The 15,371-nt window shown below is 71.5% G+C and carries 13 protein-coding genes and 1 pseudogene; 7 read left to right on the top strand and 7 right to left on the bottom strand.

Annotation, left to right across the window (positions count from 1 at the left end; translation table 11 throughout):
* The first annotated feature begins 1 nt into the window (after window position 1).
* The 3 genes and pseudogenes from OG2516_RS14435 to ileS all read left to right on the top strand — a co-directional run bounded on the left by OG2516_RS14435 (window position 2) and on the right by ileS (window position 5,635).
* Window positions 2–1,417 carry a YcjX family GTP-binding protein gene (locus tag OG2516_RS14435; RefSeq protein ID WP_007256447.1) on the top strand — a complete coding sequence of 472 codons (1,416 nt, stop codon included), beginning with the start codon at window positions 2–4 and terminating at the stop codon, window positions 1,415–1,417.
* A gap of 87 nt (window positions 1,418–1,504) precedes the next feature.
* Entirely contained in the window at window positions 1,505–2,509 is a 1,005-nt protein-coding gene (locus OG2516_RS14430; RefSeq protein WP_040615889.1) for a YcjF family protein, read from the top strand.
* A 209-nt stretch (window positions 2,510–2,718) separates the two neighbouring features.
* Window positions 2,719–5,635, top strand: a pseudogene (gene ileS, locus OG2516_RS14425) (isoleucine--tRNA ligase).
* Between the two features lie 68 nt (window positions 5,636–5,703).
* Here the strand turns inward: ileS and pcaD are convergent.
* The 4 genes from pcaD to OG2516_RS14405 all read right to left on the bottom strand — a co-directional run bounded on the left by pcaD (window position 5,704) and on the right by OG2516_RS14405 (window position 9,202).
* A complete protein-coding gene (gene pcaD, locus OG2516_RS14420; protein ID WP_007256443.1) occupies window positions 5,704–6,504 on the bottom strand; it encodes a 3-oxoadipate enol-lactonase in 801 nt (266 codons plus the stop codon).
* Between the two features lie 231 nt (window positions 6,505–6,735).
* Window positions 6,736–7,704, bottom strand: a complete 969-nt coding sequence (locus OG2516_RS14415; RefSeq protein ID WP_007256442.1) for a threonine ammonia-lyase — start codon at window positions 7,702–7,704, stop codon at window positions 6,736–6,738.
* Entirely contained in the window at window positions 7,701–8,525 is an 825-nt protein-coding gene (locus tag OG2516_RS14410) for an alpha/beta fold hydrolase (protein WP_007256441.1), read from the bottom strand. The genes OG2516_RS14415 and OG2516_RS14410 overlap by 4 nt, the downstream gene beginning before the upstream one ends.
* Window positions 8,525–9,202 carry a haloacid dehalogenase type II gene (locus tag OG2516_RS14405; protein WP_007256440.1) on the bottom strand — a complete coding sequence of 226 codons (678 nt, stop codon included), beginning with the start codon at window positions 9,200–9,202 and terminating at the stop codon, window positions 8,525–8,527. The genes OG2516_RS14410 and OG2516_RS14405 overlap by 1 nt, the downstream gene beginning before the upstream one ends.
* Window positions 9,203–9,379: 177 nt before the next feature.
* Here OG2516_RS14405 and OG2516_RS14400 point away from each other — a divergent pair, with 177 nt between their 5' ends.
* Entirely contained in the window at window positions 9,380–9,814 is a 435-nt protein-coding gene (locus tag OG2516_RS14400) for an FKBP-type peptidyl-prolyl cis-trans isomerase (RefSeq protein ID WP_007256439.1), read from the top strand.
* A 119-nt stretch (window positions 9,815–9,933) separates the two neighbouring features.
* Here the strand turns inward: OG2516_RS14400 and OG2516_RS14395 are convergent, their stop codons facing one another.
* The 3 genes from OG2516_RS14395 to fabA are packed head-to-tail and all read right to left on the bottom strand — an operon-like array spanning window position 9,934 to window position 12,499.
* The gene (locus OG2516_RS14395) at window positions 9,934–10,734 is read right to left on the bottom strand and encodes an enoyl-ACP reductase FabI (protein ID WP_007256438.1); all 801 of its coding nucleotides are present in this window, start codon (window positions 10,732–10,734) and stop codon (window positions 9,934–9,936) included.
* Window positions 10,735–10,738: 4 nt separating this feature from the next.
* Window positions 10,739–11,968, bottom strand: a complete 1,230-nt coding sequence (gene fabB, locus OG2516_RS14390) for a beta-ketoacyl-ACP synthase I (protein ID WP_007256437.1) — start codon at window positions 11,966–11,968, stop codon at window positions 10,739–10,741.
* Window positions 11,969–11,989: 21 nt separating this feature from the next.
* Window positions 11,990–12,499 carry a bifunctional 3-hydroxydecanoyl-ACP dehydratase/trans-2-decenoyl-ACP isomerase gene (gene fabA, locus OG2516_RS14385; RefSeq protein ID WP_007256436.1) on the bottom strand — a complete coding sequence of 170 codons (510 nt, stop codon included), beginning with the start codon at window positions 12,497–12,499 and terminating at the stop codon, window positions 11,990–11,992.
* Window positions 12,500–12,690: 191 nt separating this feature from the next.
* On the opposite strand from fabA, the gene irr reads away from it, so the two are divergent.
* The 3 genes from irr to gndA all read left to right on the top strand — a co-directional run bounded on the left by irr (window position 12,691) and on the right by gndA (window position 15,351).
* Window positions 12,691–13,095 carry a Fur family transcriptional regulator Irr gene (gene irr, locus OG2516_RS14380; protein WP_007256435.1) on the top strand — a complete coding sequence of 135 codons (405 nt, stop codon included), beginning with the start codon at window positions 12,691–12,693 and terminating at the stop codon, window positions 13,093–13,095.
* A gap of 86 nt (window positions 13,096–13,181) precedes the next feature.
* A complete protein-coding gene (trmB, locus tag OG2516_RS14375) occupies window positions 13,182–13,892 on the top strand; it encodes a tRNA (guanine(46)-N(7))-methyltransferase TrmB (RefSeq protein ID WP_007256434.1) in 711 nt (236 codons plus the stop codon).
* Window positions 13,893–13,950: 58 nt separating this feature from the next.
* Window positions 13,951–15,351, top strand: a complete 1,401-nt coding sequence (gene gndA, locus OG2516_RS14370; protein ID WP_007256433.1) for an NADP-dependent phosphogluconate dehydrogenase — start codon at window positions 13,951–13,953, stop codon at window positions 15,349–15,351.
* Window positions 15,352–15,371: the final 20 nt, after the last annotated feature.

The raw sequence follows: 15,371 nt of genomic DNA, 5'->3' as shown, positions 1-15,371 counted from the left end.
CGTGGTCATCACCGCCATCGCGGACGGCATCACGCGCGGGGTCGAGACGGTCGCCGACATGGCGACCGCGCCGTTCTCCGATCCGGTGATCCGGCTCGGCGTGACCGGGCTCAGCCGGGCGGGCAAGACCGTGTTCATCACGTCGCTCGTCGCGAACCTGATGAACCGGGGGCGGATGCCGCAGCTCGTCGCCGCGCAGAGCGGCGCGATCCGCTCGGCCTACCTGCAGCCCCAGCCCGACGACACCATCCCCCGCTTCGAATACGAGGATCACCTGGCCGCGCTGACCTCGCCGGCGCCGCACTGGCCCGAGGGGACGCGGCGGATCTCGGAGCTGCGCCTGTCGCTGCAGGTTCAGCCGTCGGGGCTGCTGGCCGGGCTGCAGCGGCCGCGCACGGTGCATCTCGACATCGTCGACTACCCTGGCGAGTGGCTGCTCGATCTCGGCCTGCTCGAGCGCGACTACGCCACCTGGTCGCGCGAGACGCTGGCGCGGATCGAGGGGCGGGACGAGGCGCGGGCCTACCTCGCCCGTGCCGCCGCGACCGAGGCCGCGGGCGAGCTGGACGAGACCGCGGCGCGCGGGCTTGCCGATGCCTATGCCGATTATCTGCAGACCGCGCGGCGCAACGGCTGGTCGGACTGCACCCCGGGGCGGTTCCTCCTGCCCGGGGATCTCGAAGGATCTCCCGTTCTGACGTTCGCGCCGCTCGCCCGCCCCGAGACCGTGCCGCGGCGGTCTCTCTGGCGCGAGTTCGAGCGACGGTACGACTCGTACAAGCGAAACGTTATCAAACCGTTTTTCTCGGAGCATTTTTCCCGCATCGACCGTCAGGTCGTGCTGGTCGACGTGCTGGGCGCCATTCACGCCGGGCCACGCGCCGTCGAGGACATGCGCCGCGCGCTGGCCGACATCCTGTCGGCGTTCCAGCCCGGTCGCAATTCGTTCCTGACGCGCCTGTTCCAGGGGCGCCGTGTCGAGCGGATCCTGTTCGCGGCGACCAAGGCCGACCACCTGCACCACAGCCAGCACGACGAGCTCACCGCAATCGCCGAGGCGCTGCTGCGCGACGCGCGCGACCGGGCCGACTTCGCCGGCGCGAAGACGGGCGCGATGGCCATCGCGGCGCTGCGTACCACGGTCGAGGATCGGGTCGAGCACGAGGGGCGGACGCTCGACGTGGTGCGCGGGCGGCTGGCGGACAGCGGCAAGCAAGCCGCGTTCTACCCGGGGCAGCTGCCGCGCGATCCGAACCGGCTGCTGGCGCCGGCGCGGGACGGCTCGGAGCGCTGGCTCGATGCCGATTACGGGATCATGCGTTTCGCGCCGGCACCGCTCGAGCTGCGGTCGGGCGAAGGGCCGCCGCACATCCGCCTCGACCGGGCGGCGCAGTTCCTGCTGGGGGATCGGCTATGAGCGGGATGCACATTCGCGATCTCGGGCGGCAAACTGCGGCCTGCATCTGCGCGGTTCTTGCACATTTCGAACCAGACGGCGGCTTTGATGCCTGAGCGCCGGGATGGACCCGTCCTGATCGACCTCGGGGACAGCGGGTTCGCGCCGTCGCCGGCCGATGCCGCGCCGGTGCCCGACGACACCGGCCTGCCGCAGGGCGCGGCGATGGTGCAGGCCGCGACCTTCGCCGCCCGCCCGCGCTCGCCGCTGGTGAAGTGGTTCTGGTCGCTGCTGCTGGGCATCCTCGGGCTCGTCCTCTCGGTCGCGGCCTGGGGGTTCGTCGCGAACCTGCTCGCAGGCGCGCCGCTGCTGGGGTGGATCGCGGCGGCGCTGATCGGGGCGTTCGTGCTGGTGGCGCTGGCGCTGGCGGTGCGCGAGCTTGCGGCGTTCCACCGGCTGAAGCGGCTCGACGACATCCACCGCGACGCCGCCGAGGCCATCGCGGCGCGCGATCTCGCCATGGCGCGCAAGGTGGTCGACCAGCTGACCGCCCTCTACGCCCACCGCGCCGACACCGAGTGGGGCCGGGCCGCCCTGCGCGAGCGGCGCGACGACCTGCTCGACGCCGACGGGCTGCTCGGGCTGGCGGAGGCGGAGCTGCTCGCGCCGCTCGATGCGCGGGCGATGCGCGAGGTCGAGGCGGCGGCGCGGCAGGTGGCGACGGTGACGGCGGTGGTGCCGCTGGCACTGGCCGATGTCGTCGCGGCGCTGACGTCGAACCTGCGGATGATAAGGCGGATCGCCGAGGTCTACGGCGGGCGCTCGGGCGGGCTCAGCTCGTGGCGGCTGACGCGGACGGTCTTCACCCACCTCGTGGCCACCGGCGCGGTGGCGGTGGGCGACGACCTCATCAACTCGATCGCCGGGGGCGGGCTGCTGGCGAAGGTCTCGCGCCGCTTCGGCGAGGGCGTGGTCAACGGCGCGCTGACCGCGCGGGTGGGGGTGGCGGCGATGGAGGTCTGCCGGCCGCTGCCGTTTCACGCGGTGGCGCGCCCGTCGGTGACGGCGCTGGTGCGGCGGGCGCTGACGGGCCTGTTCGGGCAGCGCGACTGACCCTCCAGCCACCGCCCCCGACCGCGCGCCCATTGACCCCGCGTCGGCGCGGCGGTACGTCCGCGGCCATGTTCCGTGCGCTGCGCATTCGAATTAGCACCCCGGCGGTCTGAGCCCCAGACCCGCCGGCCAAGGCGTTGCGCTTGCTGCCGCCGCACTCTACTCCCCAATCCCGTTATGCCCGAGATCCCCTGAAGGAGCCTCGCCCCATGTGCGCCGAGACCGTCACCGAGCCCGACTACAAGGACACCCTCAACCTCCCCCGCACCGACTTCCCGATGCGCGCCGGCCTGCCCAAGCGCGAGCCCGACTGGCTCGCCCGCTGGGAGCGCATCGGCGTCTACGAGCGGCTGCGCGAAAAGGAGGGCCGCACGCCCTTCACGCTCCACGACGGCCCCCCCTACGCCAACGGCCACCTCCATATCGGCCACGCGCTGAACAAGGTGCTCAAGGACATGGTCGTGCGCTCGCACCAGATGATGGGCCGCGACGCGCGCTACATCCCCGGCTGGGATTGCCACGGCCTGCCGATCGAGTGGAAGATCGAGGAGAAGTACCGCCAGAAGGGGCAGGACAAGGACGAGGTGCCGGTGCTCGAGTTCCGGCAGGAATGCCGCGACTTCGCCGCCGGCTGGGTCGACGTGCAGCGCGAGGAGTTCAAGCGGCTGGGCGTCACGGGCTGCTGGGACATGCCCTACCTGACGATGGACTTCCACGCCGAGCGGGTGATCGCGGGCGAGTTCATGAAGTTCCTGATGAACGGGACGCTCTACCAGGGCTCCAAGCCCGTCATGTGGTCGCCCATCGAGAAGACGGCGCTGGCCGAGGCGGAGGTCGAGTACCACGACAAGGAGAGCTTCACGATCTGGGTGAAATTCCCGGTGCTGACCGAAGGCGACCTCAGGGACGCGCGCGTGGTGATCTGGACCACGACGCCCTGGACGATCCCGTCGAACAAGGCCGTCGTCTTCGGCGCCGACATCGCCTACGGGCTCTACGAGGTGACGGACACGCCCGAGGAATGCTGGGCGAGCGTCGGCGAGCGCTTCCTCGTGGCCGACAAGCTGGCGGGCGACATGTTCGCCCGCGCGCGGCTCGAGGAGGGGCAGTATACCCGCGTCCGCGACGTCACCGCCGAGGAGCTGGCCGGGCTGTCGCTGGCGCACCCGCTGGCCGGAATCGAGGGCGGCGAGGGCGAGTGGGACGCGCCGCGCGACTTCCGCGCCGCGCCGTTCGTGTCGGACGAGGACGGCACGGGCTTCGTCCACTGCGCGCCGAGCCACGGGATGGACGAGTTCGAGCTCTACCGCGATCTCGGCATGCTGAGCGAGGTCATCACCTACAACGTCGACGAGGACGGCGCCTTCCGCGCCGACCTGCCGCTCTTCGGCGGCAAGCGCATCCTCAAGCCGAACGGCAAGGAGGGCGACGCCAACAAGGCGGTCATCGACGCGCTCGTCGCCGCGGGCGGCCTGCTGGCGCGGGGCAAGATCAAGCATTCCTACCCGCACTCGTGGCGCTCCAAGGCGCCGCTGATCTACCGCAACACGCCGCAATGGTTCGCCGCCATCGACCGCGAGGTGGGCGACGGGCAGGACGCGCTGGGCAGGACCATCCGCGAGCGCGCGCTGACGGCCATCGACAGGGTCGAGTGGACGCCGCGCTCGGGGCGCAACCGGCTCTACTCGATGATCGAGGCCCGGCCCGACTGGGTGCTCTCGCGCCAGCGGGCCTGGGGCGTGCCGCTGACGTGTTTCGTGAAGGAAAACACCCGTCCCGACGCGCCGGATTTCCTGTTGCGGTCGGAAAAGGTCAACCAGCGGGTGCTCGAGGCCTTCGAGTCCGAGGGCGCGGACGCGTGGTATGCCGAGGGAGCCAAGGAGCGGTTCCTCGAGGGCGTCGTCGACCCGGCCGAGTATCGGCAGGTGTTCGACATCCTCGACGTCTGGTTCGATTCCGGCTCGACCCATGCCTTCGTGCTGCGCGACCGCGACGACGGCACCGAGGACGGCATCGCCGACGTCTACCTCGAGGGCACCGACCAGCATCGCGGCTGGTTCCACTCGTCGCTGCTGCAGGCCTGCGGCACCATCGGGCGTGCGCCCTACCGCAACGTCGTCACCGCCGGCTTCACGCTCGACGCCAAGGGCAACAAGATGTCCAAGAGCCTCGGCAACACCGTGGCGCCCGACGACGTCATCAAGCAGTACGGGGCCGATATCCTGCGGCTCTGGGTGGCGCAGGTCGACTACACCGCCGATCAGCGCATCGGGCCCGAGATCCTGAAGGGGGTCGCCGACAGCTACCGCCGCCTGCGCAACACGATGCGCTTCCTGCTCGGCGCGCTGGCGCACTTCGAGGAGAGCGACCGCACCGCGCCCGAGGACATGCCCGAGCTCGAGCGCTGGGTGCTGCACCGGCTGAGCGAGCTCGACGCGGAGGTGCGCGCGGGCTACGCCTCGTTCGACTTCCAGGGCGTCGTGCAGCGGCTGTTCAACTTCTGCACGCTGGAACTGTCGGCCTTCTACTTCGACATCCGGAAGGACGCGCTCTACTGCGACGGCGACACCGCCCGCCGCCGTGCCGCGCGCACCGTGCTCGACCTGCTGTTCCACCGCCTGACGACCTGGCTCGCGCCGGTGCTCGTCTTCACGATGGAGGAGGTCTGGCTCGAGCGGTACCCGGGCGAGGAGAGCTCCGTGCACCTCGTCGACATCCCCGAACACCCCGGCCGACTGGCGCGACGAGGCGCTGGCGGCGAAGTGGTCCGAGGTGCGCCGGGTGCGTCGCGCGGTGACGGCGGCGCTCGAGGTGCAGCGCGCCGACAAGACCATCGGCGCCTCGCTCGAGGCCGCGCCGGTGGTGCACGTGGAAAGCGCGGAGACGCTCGAGGCGCTGCGGTCCGTGGCCTTCGACGACATCTGCATCACCTCCGGCGTCTACCTCACCACCGATCCCGCCCCGGCCGAGGCGTTCCGCCTGCCGGAGGTGTCCGGCGTGGGCGTGGTCTTCGAAAAAGCCGATGGCGAGAAGTGCCAGCGGTGCTGGAAGATCCTGCCGGACGTGGGCAACCACAGGCATCCGGGCACCTGTGCGCGGTGCGACGCGGCGTTGTCTGACGGTTGATCGGGGCGTGGGGGTGCGCGATGAATGCGCACCCTACGGAGCCGGTGGGTGCGCAATGAATGCGCACCCTACGGGTGGGCGATGTCGGTCAGGAAGCGGGTGAGGAGGCGGGCGTAGGCCTCGGGCTGCTCGACGCAGGGAATGTGGCCGACGCCGCGCATCAGCTCGAACTTCGAGCCGGGGACGAGGTCCGTGGTCTCGCGCACGAGGTCGGGCGGCGTGGCGCCGTCCTCGCTGCCGGCGATGCCGAGCGTGGGCAGGCGCAGCGCGGCGGTGGGCGTGTAGAAGTCGGTGTGCGAGATGGCGGCGCAGCAGCCGATGTAGCCCTCGGGCGGCGTCGACAGGAACAGCGCGCGCCAGCGTTCGATCTCGGGGCTCTCGCGGAAGGGGCGGGAGAACCAGCGCTCCATCACCGCGTCGACCAGCCCGTCGAGCCCCTGCGTCCGGACGGTGGCGATGCGCTCGTCCCACGTGGCGCGGGTGCCGATCTTGGCGGCGGTGTTGGAGAGCACGATCGCGCGGACGATGTCGTGCCGCTTGACCGCGAGCCCCTGGGCGATGATGCCGCCGATGGACAGGCCGACGACGACGGCGTCGCGCACCTCGAGCGCATCGCAGACCGCCTCGGCGTCAGAGATCAGCTTGCCCATCGCGTAGGGCGCGGGCGGCACGGAGGAGCGGCCGTGGCCGCGCTTGTCGAAGCGCACGATGCGCAGGCTGTCGGGCAGGCGCGGGAGCACGTCGTCCCAGATCGACAGGTCGGTGCCCAGGGAGTTGGCGAACAGGATCGTGGGGGCGGTCGGGTCGTCGACGCCGTCGGTGCGGGCGAAGAGCGTCGCCTCCCCGTGCTGGATGCGGTGCTCGGCCATGGAGGTCTCCCGGTCTGGTGGTGAACGGTCCGGGCCCTCGCGCCTCGGCGCGGCCCGAACCGTCATGGCCAGCGCTCCTCCGCCCCGGATGGGCGTCCGGAGCAGGCTGACCCTCCTCCCTGAGGCTGCGACAAAACATCACGTCGGGGCACTTGTCAACGGCTGGATGCGAGCGTGCAATCCCGCATGCCGGCAAGGCCGTCCGCGCCGATCAGGATGGTTTTCCGCAGATCAGAGCGTCTCGAGGGCGCGGGCGAAGAGGGCGGCGTCGACATTGCCGCCGGTGCAGACGACGATCACCGCGTCGCCCTGCACCGCCTCGGGGCGGAACAGCGCCGCCGCGAGGGCGACGGCGCCGCCCGGCTCGACGACGATCTTCAGCCGCTGGAAGGCCCGCGCCACCGCGCGCAGCGCCTCCTCGTCGCTGACGACGAGGCCGGGGCCGCAGAGGCGATCCATGATCGGGAAGGTCAGCTCGCCGGGGCTCGGGGTGACGATGGCGTCGCAGATCGAGCCGGCGGTGGCGGCGTTGCGCGCGATGGCGTGGTCGGCGAGCGAGCGGGTGACGTCGTCGAAGCCCTCCGGCTCGACCGGGCGCACCCGAAGGCCGGGCGCCTCCGCCTCGAGCGCCAGCGCGACGCCCGACGTCAGCCCGCCGCCGCCGCAGCAGACCAGCACGTCGCCCGTCTCCACCCCCGCCTTGGCGGCCTGCCGGGCCAGCTCGAGGCCGAGCGTGCCCTGGCCCGCGATGACCTCGGGCTCGTCGTAGGGGCGCACCAGCGTCAGGCCGCGCTCCTCGGCGAGCGCGGCGCCGAGCGCGTCGCGGTCCTCGCTGGCGCGGTCGTAGGTGACGACCTCGGCGCCGAGGGCGCGGGTGTTGTCGAGCTTCAACTGCGGCGCGTCCGACGGCATCAGGATGGTGGCCGCCGCGCCGTGCATCCGCGCCGCGAGCGCGACGCCCTGCGCGTGGTTGCCGCTCGAATAGGCCATCACCCCGCGAGCCCGCGCCGCCTCGGAGAGGGCGGACAGGGCGGCATAGCCGCCGCGGAACTTGAACGAGCCGGTGTGCTGCAGGCACTCGGCCTTCACCAGCACGCGCCGCCCGGCGATCTCGTCGAGGAACGGCGAGGACAGCAGCGGGGTCTGCCGCGCGTGGCCGGCGAGGCGGTCGGCGGCGGCGCGGATGCGGTCGATGTTCATGCGGTCTCCAGGATGGCGCGGATCAGGGCGACGGCCTCGGGCTCGTCGAGAAACGGGACGTGGCCCCGGTCGGGGACGGTGACGGCGCGGGTGCCGGGGTAGCGGTGCAGCATCTCGACGATGGTGCGCTCCGAGAGCAGGTCGGACCGCGCGCCGCGGATCACGCCGGTGGGGATCGCGGCGAGGCCGTGGGCGAAGCTCCACGGGTCGGGCGGCGGCCCGCCCGACTGGGTGAGCAGCGCGTCGCGCAGGCGCGGATCGTAGCGCAGCGCGAGCCCGTCCTTCGTCTGGCGATACATCGCCTCCGCCTGCTCGCGCCAGCGCGCGCGGGGCACGCCGGGAAACTCCGCCGCCATCTCGGCGCTCAGCGCGTCGGCGGCGGCCTCGTAGTCGGGCCAGGGCGGCGGGCGGCCGACATAGTCCATGATCCGCGCCAGCCCCTCGGGCTCGATGACGGGGCCGATGTCGTTGAGTACCACGGCGGCGAGGCGCTCGGGGTGGCTCCGGGCGAGCGCCATGGCGACCAACCCGCCGCGCGAGGTGCCGACCAGGGCCACCCGATCAAGGCCGAGCACGTCGAGCAGCTCGATGGCGTCCTGCCCCTCGCGCAGGATGTTGTAGCTGTGGAAGTCCTGCGCCCATTCCGACTGGCCCCGGCCGCGATAGTCGAGCCGGATCAGGCGGGTGTCCGCGAGGTGCGGCGCGAGGTAGCGGAAGTCGGCGCCGTTGCGGGTCAGGCCGGCGAGGCAGAGGACGGGCTGGCCGTCGCCCTCGTCCTCGTAATGCAGGCGCAGGCCGTCGCTCGTGGTGAAGGACCCCATCAGAGCAGGGCGTCCAGGCCAGTGAGGTCGGGCGCGACGTAGTCGGGGCGGGCGTAGAGGCGGTCGACGGGCTCTCCGGTGCGGTTCACCCAGAGCGTGCGGAAACCGAAGTCCGCCGCGCCCGCCGCGTCCCAGCCGTTGGAGGAGACGAACAGCACCTCGCCGGGCGCGCAGCCGAAGCGGGCGGGGACGAGCTCGTAGACGGAGGCGTGCGGCTTGAACACGCCGACCGCCTCGACCGAGAGCACCGCGTCGAGCCACTCGCCGATCTGCGCCGAACCGATCGCGCCTTCGAGCATCTCGGGCGAGCCATTGGACAGGATGCCCGTCGCCAGCCCGCGCCGCTTCAGCCCCGCCAGCATCGCGGGCACCTCGGGGTAGGCGTCGAGCTCCCAGTAGAGCGCCAGCAGCCGCTCGCGCAGCTCGGGATCATCGATGCCGGCGGCCTCGAGCGCCCAGTCGAGCGCGTCCTGCGTGACCTGCCAGAAATCGCAGTGGCGCCCGGCGACGGCGCGCAGCCAGGTGTAGCTCAGCTGCTTGGCGCGCCAGTCGCGGGCGAGGGCGGGCCAGGCCTCGGCGAGGCGCGCGCCGCCCGGCTCTTCGGCGGCGGTGCGTGCGGCGGCGGTGACGTCGAACAGCGTGCCGTAGGCGTCGAAGATGCAGGCTTTGGTGGTCATGTCAGGCGCTCCCGGCGCGACATTGGCACGCAGGGCGGGGCTGGGAAAGGCGCAAACGGCCCCTGCGGTTTGCAATCCCGGCCCGCCGCCCCTACCTTGACGCCTGTACCGGAGAACCCGTCGAGACTGGCGGCCTCCCGATCCGACAGACCCTTTCCCCAGACAGCGGAGTTTCTCATGACGCAGGTCAAGACCGGCGACACCGTGCGCATCCACTATACCGGCACGCTCACCAACGGCGACACGTTCGATTCCAGCGCGGGCCGCGACCCGCTCGAGTTCCAGGTGGGCTCCGGCCAGATCATCCCCGGCCTCGACGCCGCCATGCCCGGCATGGAAGTGGGCGACAAGAAGGTCGTCGAGGTGCCCAGCGCCCAGGCCTACGGCGACCCCGACCCGAACGCCCGCCAGGCGATCCCGCGCGAGCAGGTGCCCGCCGACATCCCCACCGAGCCCGGCACCCAGCTGCAGATGCAGACGCCGCAGGGGCAGGTCGTCCCGGTGACGGTGGTCGAGGTGACGGACGAGCAGATCACGCTCGACGCCAACCACCCGCTCGCGGGCAAGGACCTGACGTTCGACATCGAGCTCGTCGAGATCAAGGCCGCCTGAGCGGACGGCCGGCGCGTCCGGGGGCGGCTGCCCCCGTCGCCGCCACGGGCGGCGACTCCCCCGCGCATATTTGCGGCCAGATGAAGCAGGAGCCGGTCTCGAAGGGGCCGGCTTTTCGCTTATTCGGGCTTGGGCAGCGCCTCGGGCTGCGGCATTCCGATGATGTGGTAGCCGCCGTCGATGTGGACGACCTCGCCGGTGGTGCAGCAGCCGGCGCCGGAGCAGAGCCATACTGCGGTGCCGCCGACGGCCTCGAGCGTGGCGTTGGCGCGCAGCGGCGCGTTGGTCTCGGTGTGCTTGAAGGTGCGGCGGGCGCCGCCGACGGCCGCGCCCGCGAGGGTGCGCATCGGTCCGGGCGAGAGCGCGTTGACGCGGATGCCCTGGGGGCCGAGGTCGTTGGCGAGGTAGCGGGTGGCGCTCTCGAGGGCCGCCTTGGCGACGCCCATCACGTTGTAGAACGGGATCACCTTCTGGCTGCCCTGGTAGGTCAGGGTCAGGATGGTGCCGCCCTCGGGCATCATCTCGGCGGCGCGGCGGGCGACGTCGATGAAGCTGTAGCAGGAGATGTTGAGCGAGTTCAGGAAGTTGCCGCGCGTCGTGTCGGAGAAGCGGCCCGAGATCTCGGCCTTGTCGGAATAGGCGATGGCGTGGACCAGGAAGTCGATCGAGCCCCACGTCTCCTTCAGGCCGGCGAAGGCGGCGTCCATCGAGGCGTCGTCGGTGACGTCGGCCTCGAACAGCCGCTCGCCCTTGCCGAGCCCGGCGACCAGGGGCTGGACCCGCTTCTTGAGCTGCTCGCCCTGGTAGGTGAAGGCGAGTTGGGCCCCGGCGGCGTCGAGCGCGCGGGCGATGCCCCAGGCGATCGAGCGCTCGTTGGCGACGCCCATCACCAGGCCGCGCTTGCCCTGCATCGAGATCATCGCCTCAATCCCTCATTCTGGAGAGCAGCATCGAGCCGTTGGTGCCGCCGAAGCCGAAGCTGTTGGTCATCAGCGTGTCGTGCCGGGCGTTCTCGACCAGCGCACTGGCGATCTCGTCGGGCTCGAGCGCCGGGTCGAGGTTGTCGACGTTGATCGAGGGGGCGATGAAGTCGTTCTGCAGCATCAGCAGGCAATAGATCGCCTCCTGCGCGCCGGTGGCGCCCTGGCTGTGGCCGGTCATCGACTTGGTCGAGCTGATCGGCGGGGTCTGGCCCTTGCCGAACACGCGGCGCACCGCCTCGACCTCGCCGACGTCGCCGACCGGGGTCGAGGTGCCGTGGGCGTTGATGTAGGTGATCTTGCGGTCCTCGGGCAGGGTCTCGAGCGCCAGCCGCATCGCCCGCTCGCCGCCCTCGCCGGAGGGGGCGACCATGTCGTGGCCGTCGGAGGTGGCGGCGAAGCCGGTGACCTCGGCGTAAATCCTGGCGCCCCGCGCCTTGGCGCGCTCGTAATCCTCGAGCACCACCATGCCGCCGCCGCCGGCGATGACGAAGCCGTCGCGGTCGGCGTCGAAGGCGCGGCTGGCCTTCTCGGGGGTGTCGTTGAACTTGGAGCTCATCGCGCCCATCGCGTCGAACAGGCAGGACAGGGTCCAGTCGAGCTCTTCGGCGCCGCCGGCGAACATCAGGTCCTGCTTGCCCATGGCGATCTGCTCGGCGGCCGCGCCGATGCAGTGCAGCGAGGTCGAGCAGGCGGAGGTGATCGAGTAGTTGATCCCCTTGATGCGGAACGCCGTCGACAGGTTGGCCGAGATCGTCGAGCTCATGCACTTGGGCACCGCGAAGGGGCCGATGCGCTTGGGCGAGCCCTTCTCGAGCACGGTCTGGTGGGCGGCGAACATTGCCGAGGTCGAGGGCCCGCCGGAGCCGGCGATCAGCCCCGAGCGCGGGTTGACGATGTCGCTCTCCTCGAGGCCGGCATCGGCGATTGCCTGGCTCATGGCGATGTGGGCATAGGCCGCGCCCGGGCCCATGAAGCGCAGGGCGCGCTTGTCGACGTGCTCGGCGACGTCGATCTTGAGCGTGCCCGCAACCTGGCTGCGGAAGCCGTGCTCGGCCATCTCGGGCACACCCTCGATGCCGGACTTCCCGGCCCGGAGCGAGGCTTCGACCTCGGCGGCATCGTTGCCGATGGGCGAGACGACCCCGAGACCTGTTACGACGACGCGGCGCATGGCGCCTCCCTTGCTTGCGGGTCAGCTCTCGGAGAGCGCGACCTTCATGTCCTTGACCTGGTAGATGACTTCGCCGTCGGCCTCGACCCGGCCGTCGGCGACGCCCATGGTCAGCCGGCGGGTCTGTACGGCCTTGGTGAAATCGACGTAGTACGTCAGCATCTTGCGGTCGGGCCGCACCATGCCGGTCAGCTTGACCTCGCCGACGCCGAGCGCGTAGCCGCGCCCCTGCCAGCCGCGCCAGCCGAGGTTGAAGCCGGTGAGCTGCCAGAGCCCGTCGAGTCCGAGGCAGCCGGGCATGATCGGGTTGCCCGGGAAGTGGCACTCGAAGAACCACAGGTCGGGGTGGATGTCGAACTCGGCGACGACGTGGCCCTTGCCGTGCGCGCCGCCGTCGCCGCTGATGTCGGTGATGCGGTCCATCATCAGCATCGGCGGCTCGGGAAGCTGGGCGTTGCCGGGCCCGAACAGCTCGCCCCGCGCGCATTTCAGCAGGTCGTCCTTGTCGAAAGAGGTGGGATGGTCGGCCATGCGGGCACGGCTCCTCGCGGTAGGTCCGGGATGGACGGGCATGGGTTCAAACTGCGCCTTATCACCCGGAGGCAAAGCGTGGCAAGGGCAGCACTTTCCGCGCGAGGGTGCCGGGGCGACGCATTGAAAAGGGCGCGGCTTCTGTCCTATCTAGGAGGTGACGCAACGATTGGAACGTATCCTTGGAGCGAGTGACCGAACGAAGCGAGAGCTGGCTGGCCGGCGCGGGCCTGCGCCCGACGCGGCAGCGCCTCGCGCTGGCCGGGCTCCTGGTGGGCGACGGGCACAACCGCCACGTCACCGCCGAGAGCCTCTTCGAGGCGTCGCAGCGCGCCGACGAGAAGGTATCGCTGGCGACGGTCTACAACACGCTGAAGGCCTTCTGCGAGGCCGGGCTGATGCGCGAGATCGTGGTGGACGGCTCGAAGAGCTACTTCGACACCAACATTACCGACCACCCGCACTTCTACTGGGAAGACACCGCCGAGCTCACCGATGCACCCGCCGACCAGCTCGAGATCGCCCGCCTGCCCGACGCGCCGGAGGGCGCGGAGATCGCGAAGGTCGACGTGGTGATCCGGCTGCGGCGGGGATAGCCGGCGCGGGCCGGGCTGAAGCCCGGCCTACGGAGGGGCGGTCTGCCCATTGATCGCGCGCGCGCGGCGGGGTAGGGCGCGCTCCCATGTCGGATCAGCACAAGAGCGGCGCCCCCTGGCGCAATTTCTACGGGCGCACCAAGGGCAAGGGCCTGCGCAAGTCGCAGGAGGCCTACCTCGACGAGGACCTCGCGAAGCTCTCGCCCGGTCCGGTCGGCTGGGACGTCAACCCCGACCGCGCCCCGCTCGACCTCGGCGCATTGTTCGGCGGGCGCGACACGTGGCTCGAGATCGGCTTCGGCGGCGGCGAGCACATGGTGCACCAGGCGGCCGGCAACCCGGATGTCGGCCTGATCGGCTGCGAGCCCTACATCAACGGCGTCGCGATGCTGCTGGGCAAGATCCGCGCCTCGGGCGTGGACAACCTCCGGGTCCATCCCGGCGACGTGCGCGACCTGTTCGACGTGCTCCCCGACGCCTCGATCGCCCGCGCCTTCCTGCTCTACCCCGACCCCTGGCCGAAGACGCGCCACCACCGCCGCCGCTTCGTCACGCCCGAGTTCCTCGCCCCGCTCGCCCGCGTGCTGCGCCCGGGCGCGACGTTCCGCGTCGCCACCGACATCCCCGACTACGTGCGCCAGGCGCTCGAGCAGGTGCCCCGCCACGGCTTCGCCTGGGAGGCCGAGCGCGCCGACGACTGGCGCCGCCCGTGGGGCGACTGGATCTCGACGCGCTACGAGCAGAAGGCCCTGCGCGAGGGCCGGGTGCCGCATTACCTGACATTCACGCGCACCTGATCGCTGGCAGCCCGCCCGCCGCCGCACTAGGTTGGCGCGACATGAAGGAGGACCCCCGATGACAAACGCAACGCTCGGCCTGTACGGGCTCGGCACGATGGGCAGTGCGCTGGCGCTGAATATCCTCGACAACGGCTATCCGCTGCACGTCTCCAACCGCACCGACAAGGTGGTCGACGACTTCGTCGCCGAGGCCGGGCCGCTCGCCGAGAAGCTGACGCCGGCCAGGAGCCTCGTGGCGATGGCGCAGGCGATGGAGGCGCCACGCGCGATCATCCTGATGGTGCCCGCCGGCCGCCCGGTCGACGAGTCCATCGCCGAGCTGGTGCCGCATCTCGAACATGGCGACGTGATCGTCGATGCCGGCAACGCCGACTTCAACGACACCATGCGCCGCACCCGGGAGCTCGAGGCCCAGGGCCTCGCCTTCCTCGGCATGGGCGTTTCCGGCGGCGAGGAGGGCGCGCGGCGCGGGCCCTCGATCATGGTCGGCGGCACCGAGGCCGTCTGGGAGGGCCTGCGCGAGGTCATCGAGGCCATCGCGGCCAAGTTCGAGGGCGACCCCTGTGCGGCGCGGCTCGGGCCGGACGGCGCGGGCCACTTCGTCAAGACCGTGCACAACGGCATCGAATACGCCGACATGCAGCTGATCGCCGAGACCTACGGCCTGATGCGCTACGGCCGCGGCATGGCCCCGGCCCGGATCGGCGAGGTCTTCGCCGGCTGGAACAAGGGACGGCTGCAGAGCTACCTCGTCGAGATCACCGCCGAGGTGCTCGCCGCGACCGACCGCGAGACCGGCGCCCCGGCACTCGACGACATCCTCGACCGCGCGGGCCAGAAGGGCACCGGCCGCTGGACGGTGATCGAGGCGCTGCGCATGGGCCAGTCCGCCAGCGCCATCGAGGCCGCCGTCGCCGCGCGCTCGTGGTCCGCCGAGAAGCCGACGCGCGAGGCCGGGGCCGTGCTGCTCGGCTTCACCCGCGGCGCGGTCGAGCTCACCGACGCCGAGCTCGAGGCCGCGCTGCTCGCGGGCCGGATCGTCGCCTACGCGCAGGGCTTCCGCATCCTGCGCGCGGCGTCCGACGAGTTCGGCTGGAGCCTCGACTTCGCCCGCGTCGCCGAGATCTGGCGCGCCGGCTGCATCATCCGCTCCTCGCTGCTCGACGACATCTCGGGCGCCTTCCGCGGCGACCTCCCCGAAGGGCAGCTCATCTTCGCCCCCGCCTTCGCCCAGATGCTGCAACAAAGCGCCCCGGCCCTGCGCAAGGTCGTCGCCGCCGCCGCCCTGGCCGGCCACGCCGCGCCCGCCTTCTCGGGCGCGCTCGCCTTCCTCGACACCATGTCCACCGCGCGCGGCACCACCGATCTGATCCAGGGCCAGCGCGACTTCTTCGGCCGCCACGGCTTCGAGCGCCTCGACGGGCGCGCGGGCCAGCACGGGCCGTGGTGGGACTGAACCGGGGCAGGGGGCCCGCG

The organism is Oceanicola granulosus HTCC2516 (genome assembly GCF_000153305.1).
Taxonomy (GTDB): Bacteria; Pseudomonadota; Alphaproteobacteria; order Rhodobacterales; family Rhodobacteraceae; genus Oceanicola; species Oceanicola granulosus.
This window is presented reverse-complemented; position numbering and strand designations above follow the sequence as displayed.

Bases quoted from the DNA above. Each gene is read 5' to 3' on its own strand.
- OG2516_RS14430 (WP_040615889.1), top strand. From the start codon at position 1,505: ATGCCTGAGCGCCGGGATGGACCCGTCCTGATCGACCTCGGGGACAGC.
- pcaD (WP_007256443.1), bottom strand. From the start codon at position 6,504: ATGGCCGAGCACCGCATCCAGCACGGGGAGGCGACGCTCTTCGCCCGC.
- OG2516_RS14415 (WP_007256442.1), bottom strand. From the start codon at position 7,704: ATGAACATCGACCGCATCCGCGCCGCCGCCGACCGCCTCGCCGGCCAC.
- OG2516_RS14410 (WP_007256441.1), bottom strand. From the start codon at position 8,525: ATGGGGTCCTTCACCACGAGCGACGGCCTGCGCCTGCATTACGAGGAC.
- OG2516_RS14405 (WP_007256440.1), bottom strand. From the start codon at position 9,202: ATGACCACCAAAGCCTGCATCTTCGACGCCTACGGCACGCTGTTCGAC.
- OG2516_RS14400 (WP_007256439.1), top strand. From the start codon at position 9,380: ATGACGCAGGTCAAGACCGGCGACACCGTGCGCATCCACTATACCGGC.
- OG2516_RS14395 (WP_007256438.1), bottom strand. From the start codon at position 10,734: ATGATCTCGATGCAGGGCAAGCGCGGCCTGGTGATGGGCGTCGCCAAC.
- fabB (WP_007256437.1), bottom strand. From the start codon at position 11,968: ATGCGCCGCGTCGTCGTAACAGGTCTCGGGGTCGTCTCGCCCATCGGC.
- fabA (WP_007256436.1), bottom strand. From the start codon at position 12,499: ATGGCCGACCATCCCACCTCTTTCGACAAGGACGACCTGCTGAAATGC.
- trmB (WP_007256434.1), top strand. From the start codon at position 13,182: ATGTCGGATCAGCACAAGAGCGGCGCCCCCTGGCGCAATTTCTACGGG.
- gndA (WP_007256433.1), top strand. From the start codon at position 13,951: ATGACAAACGCAACGCTCGGCCTGTACGGGCTCGGCACGATGGGCAGT.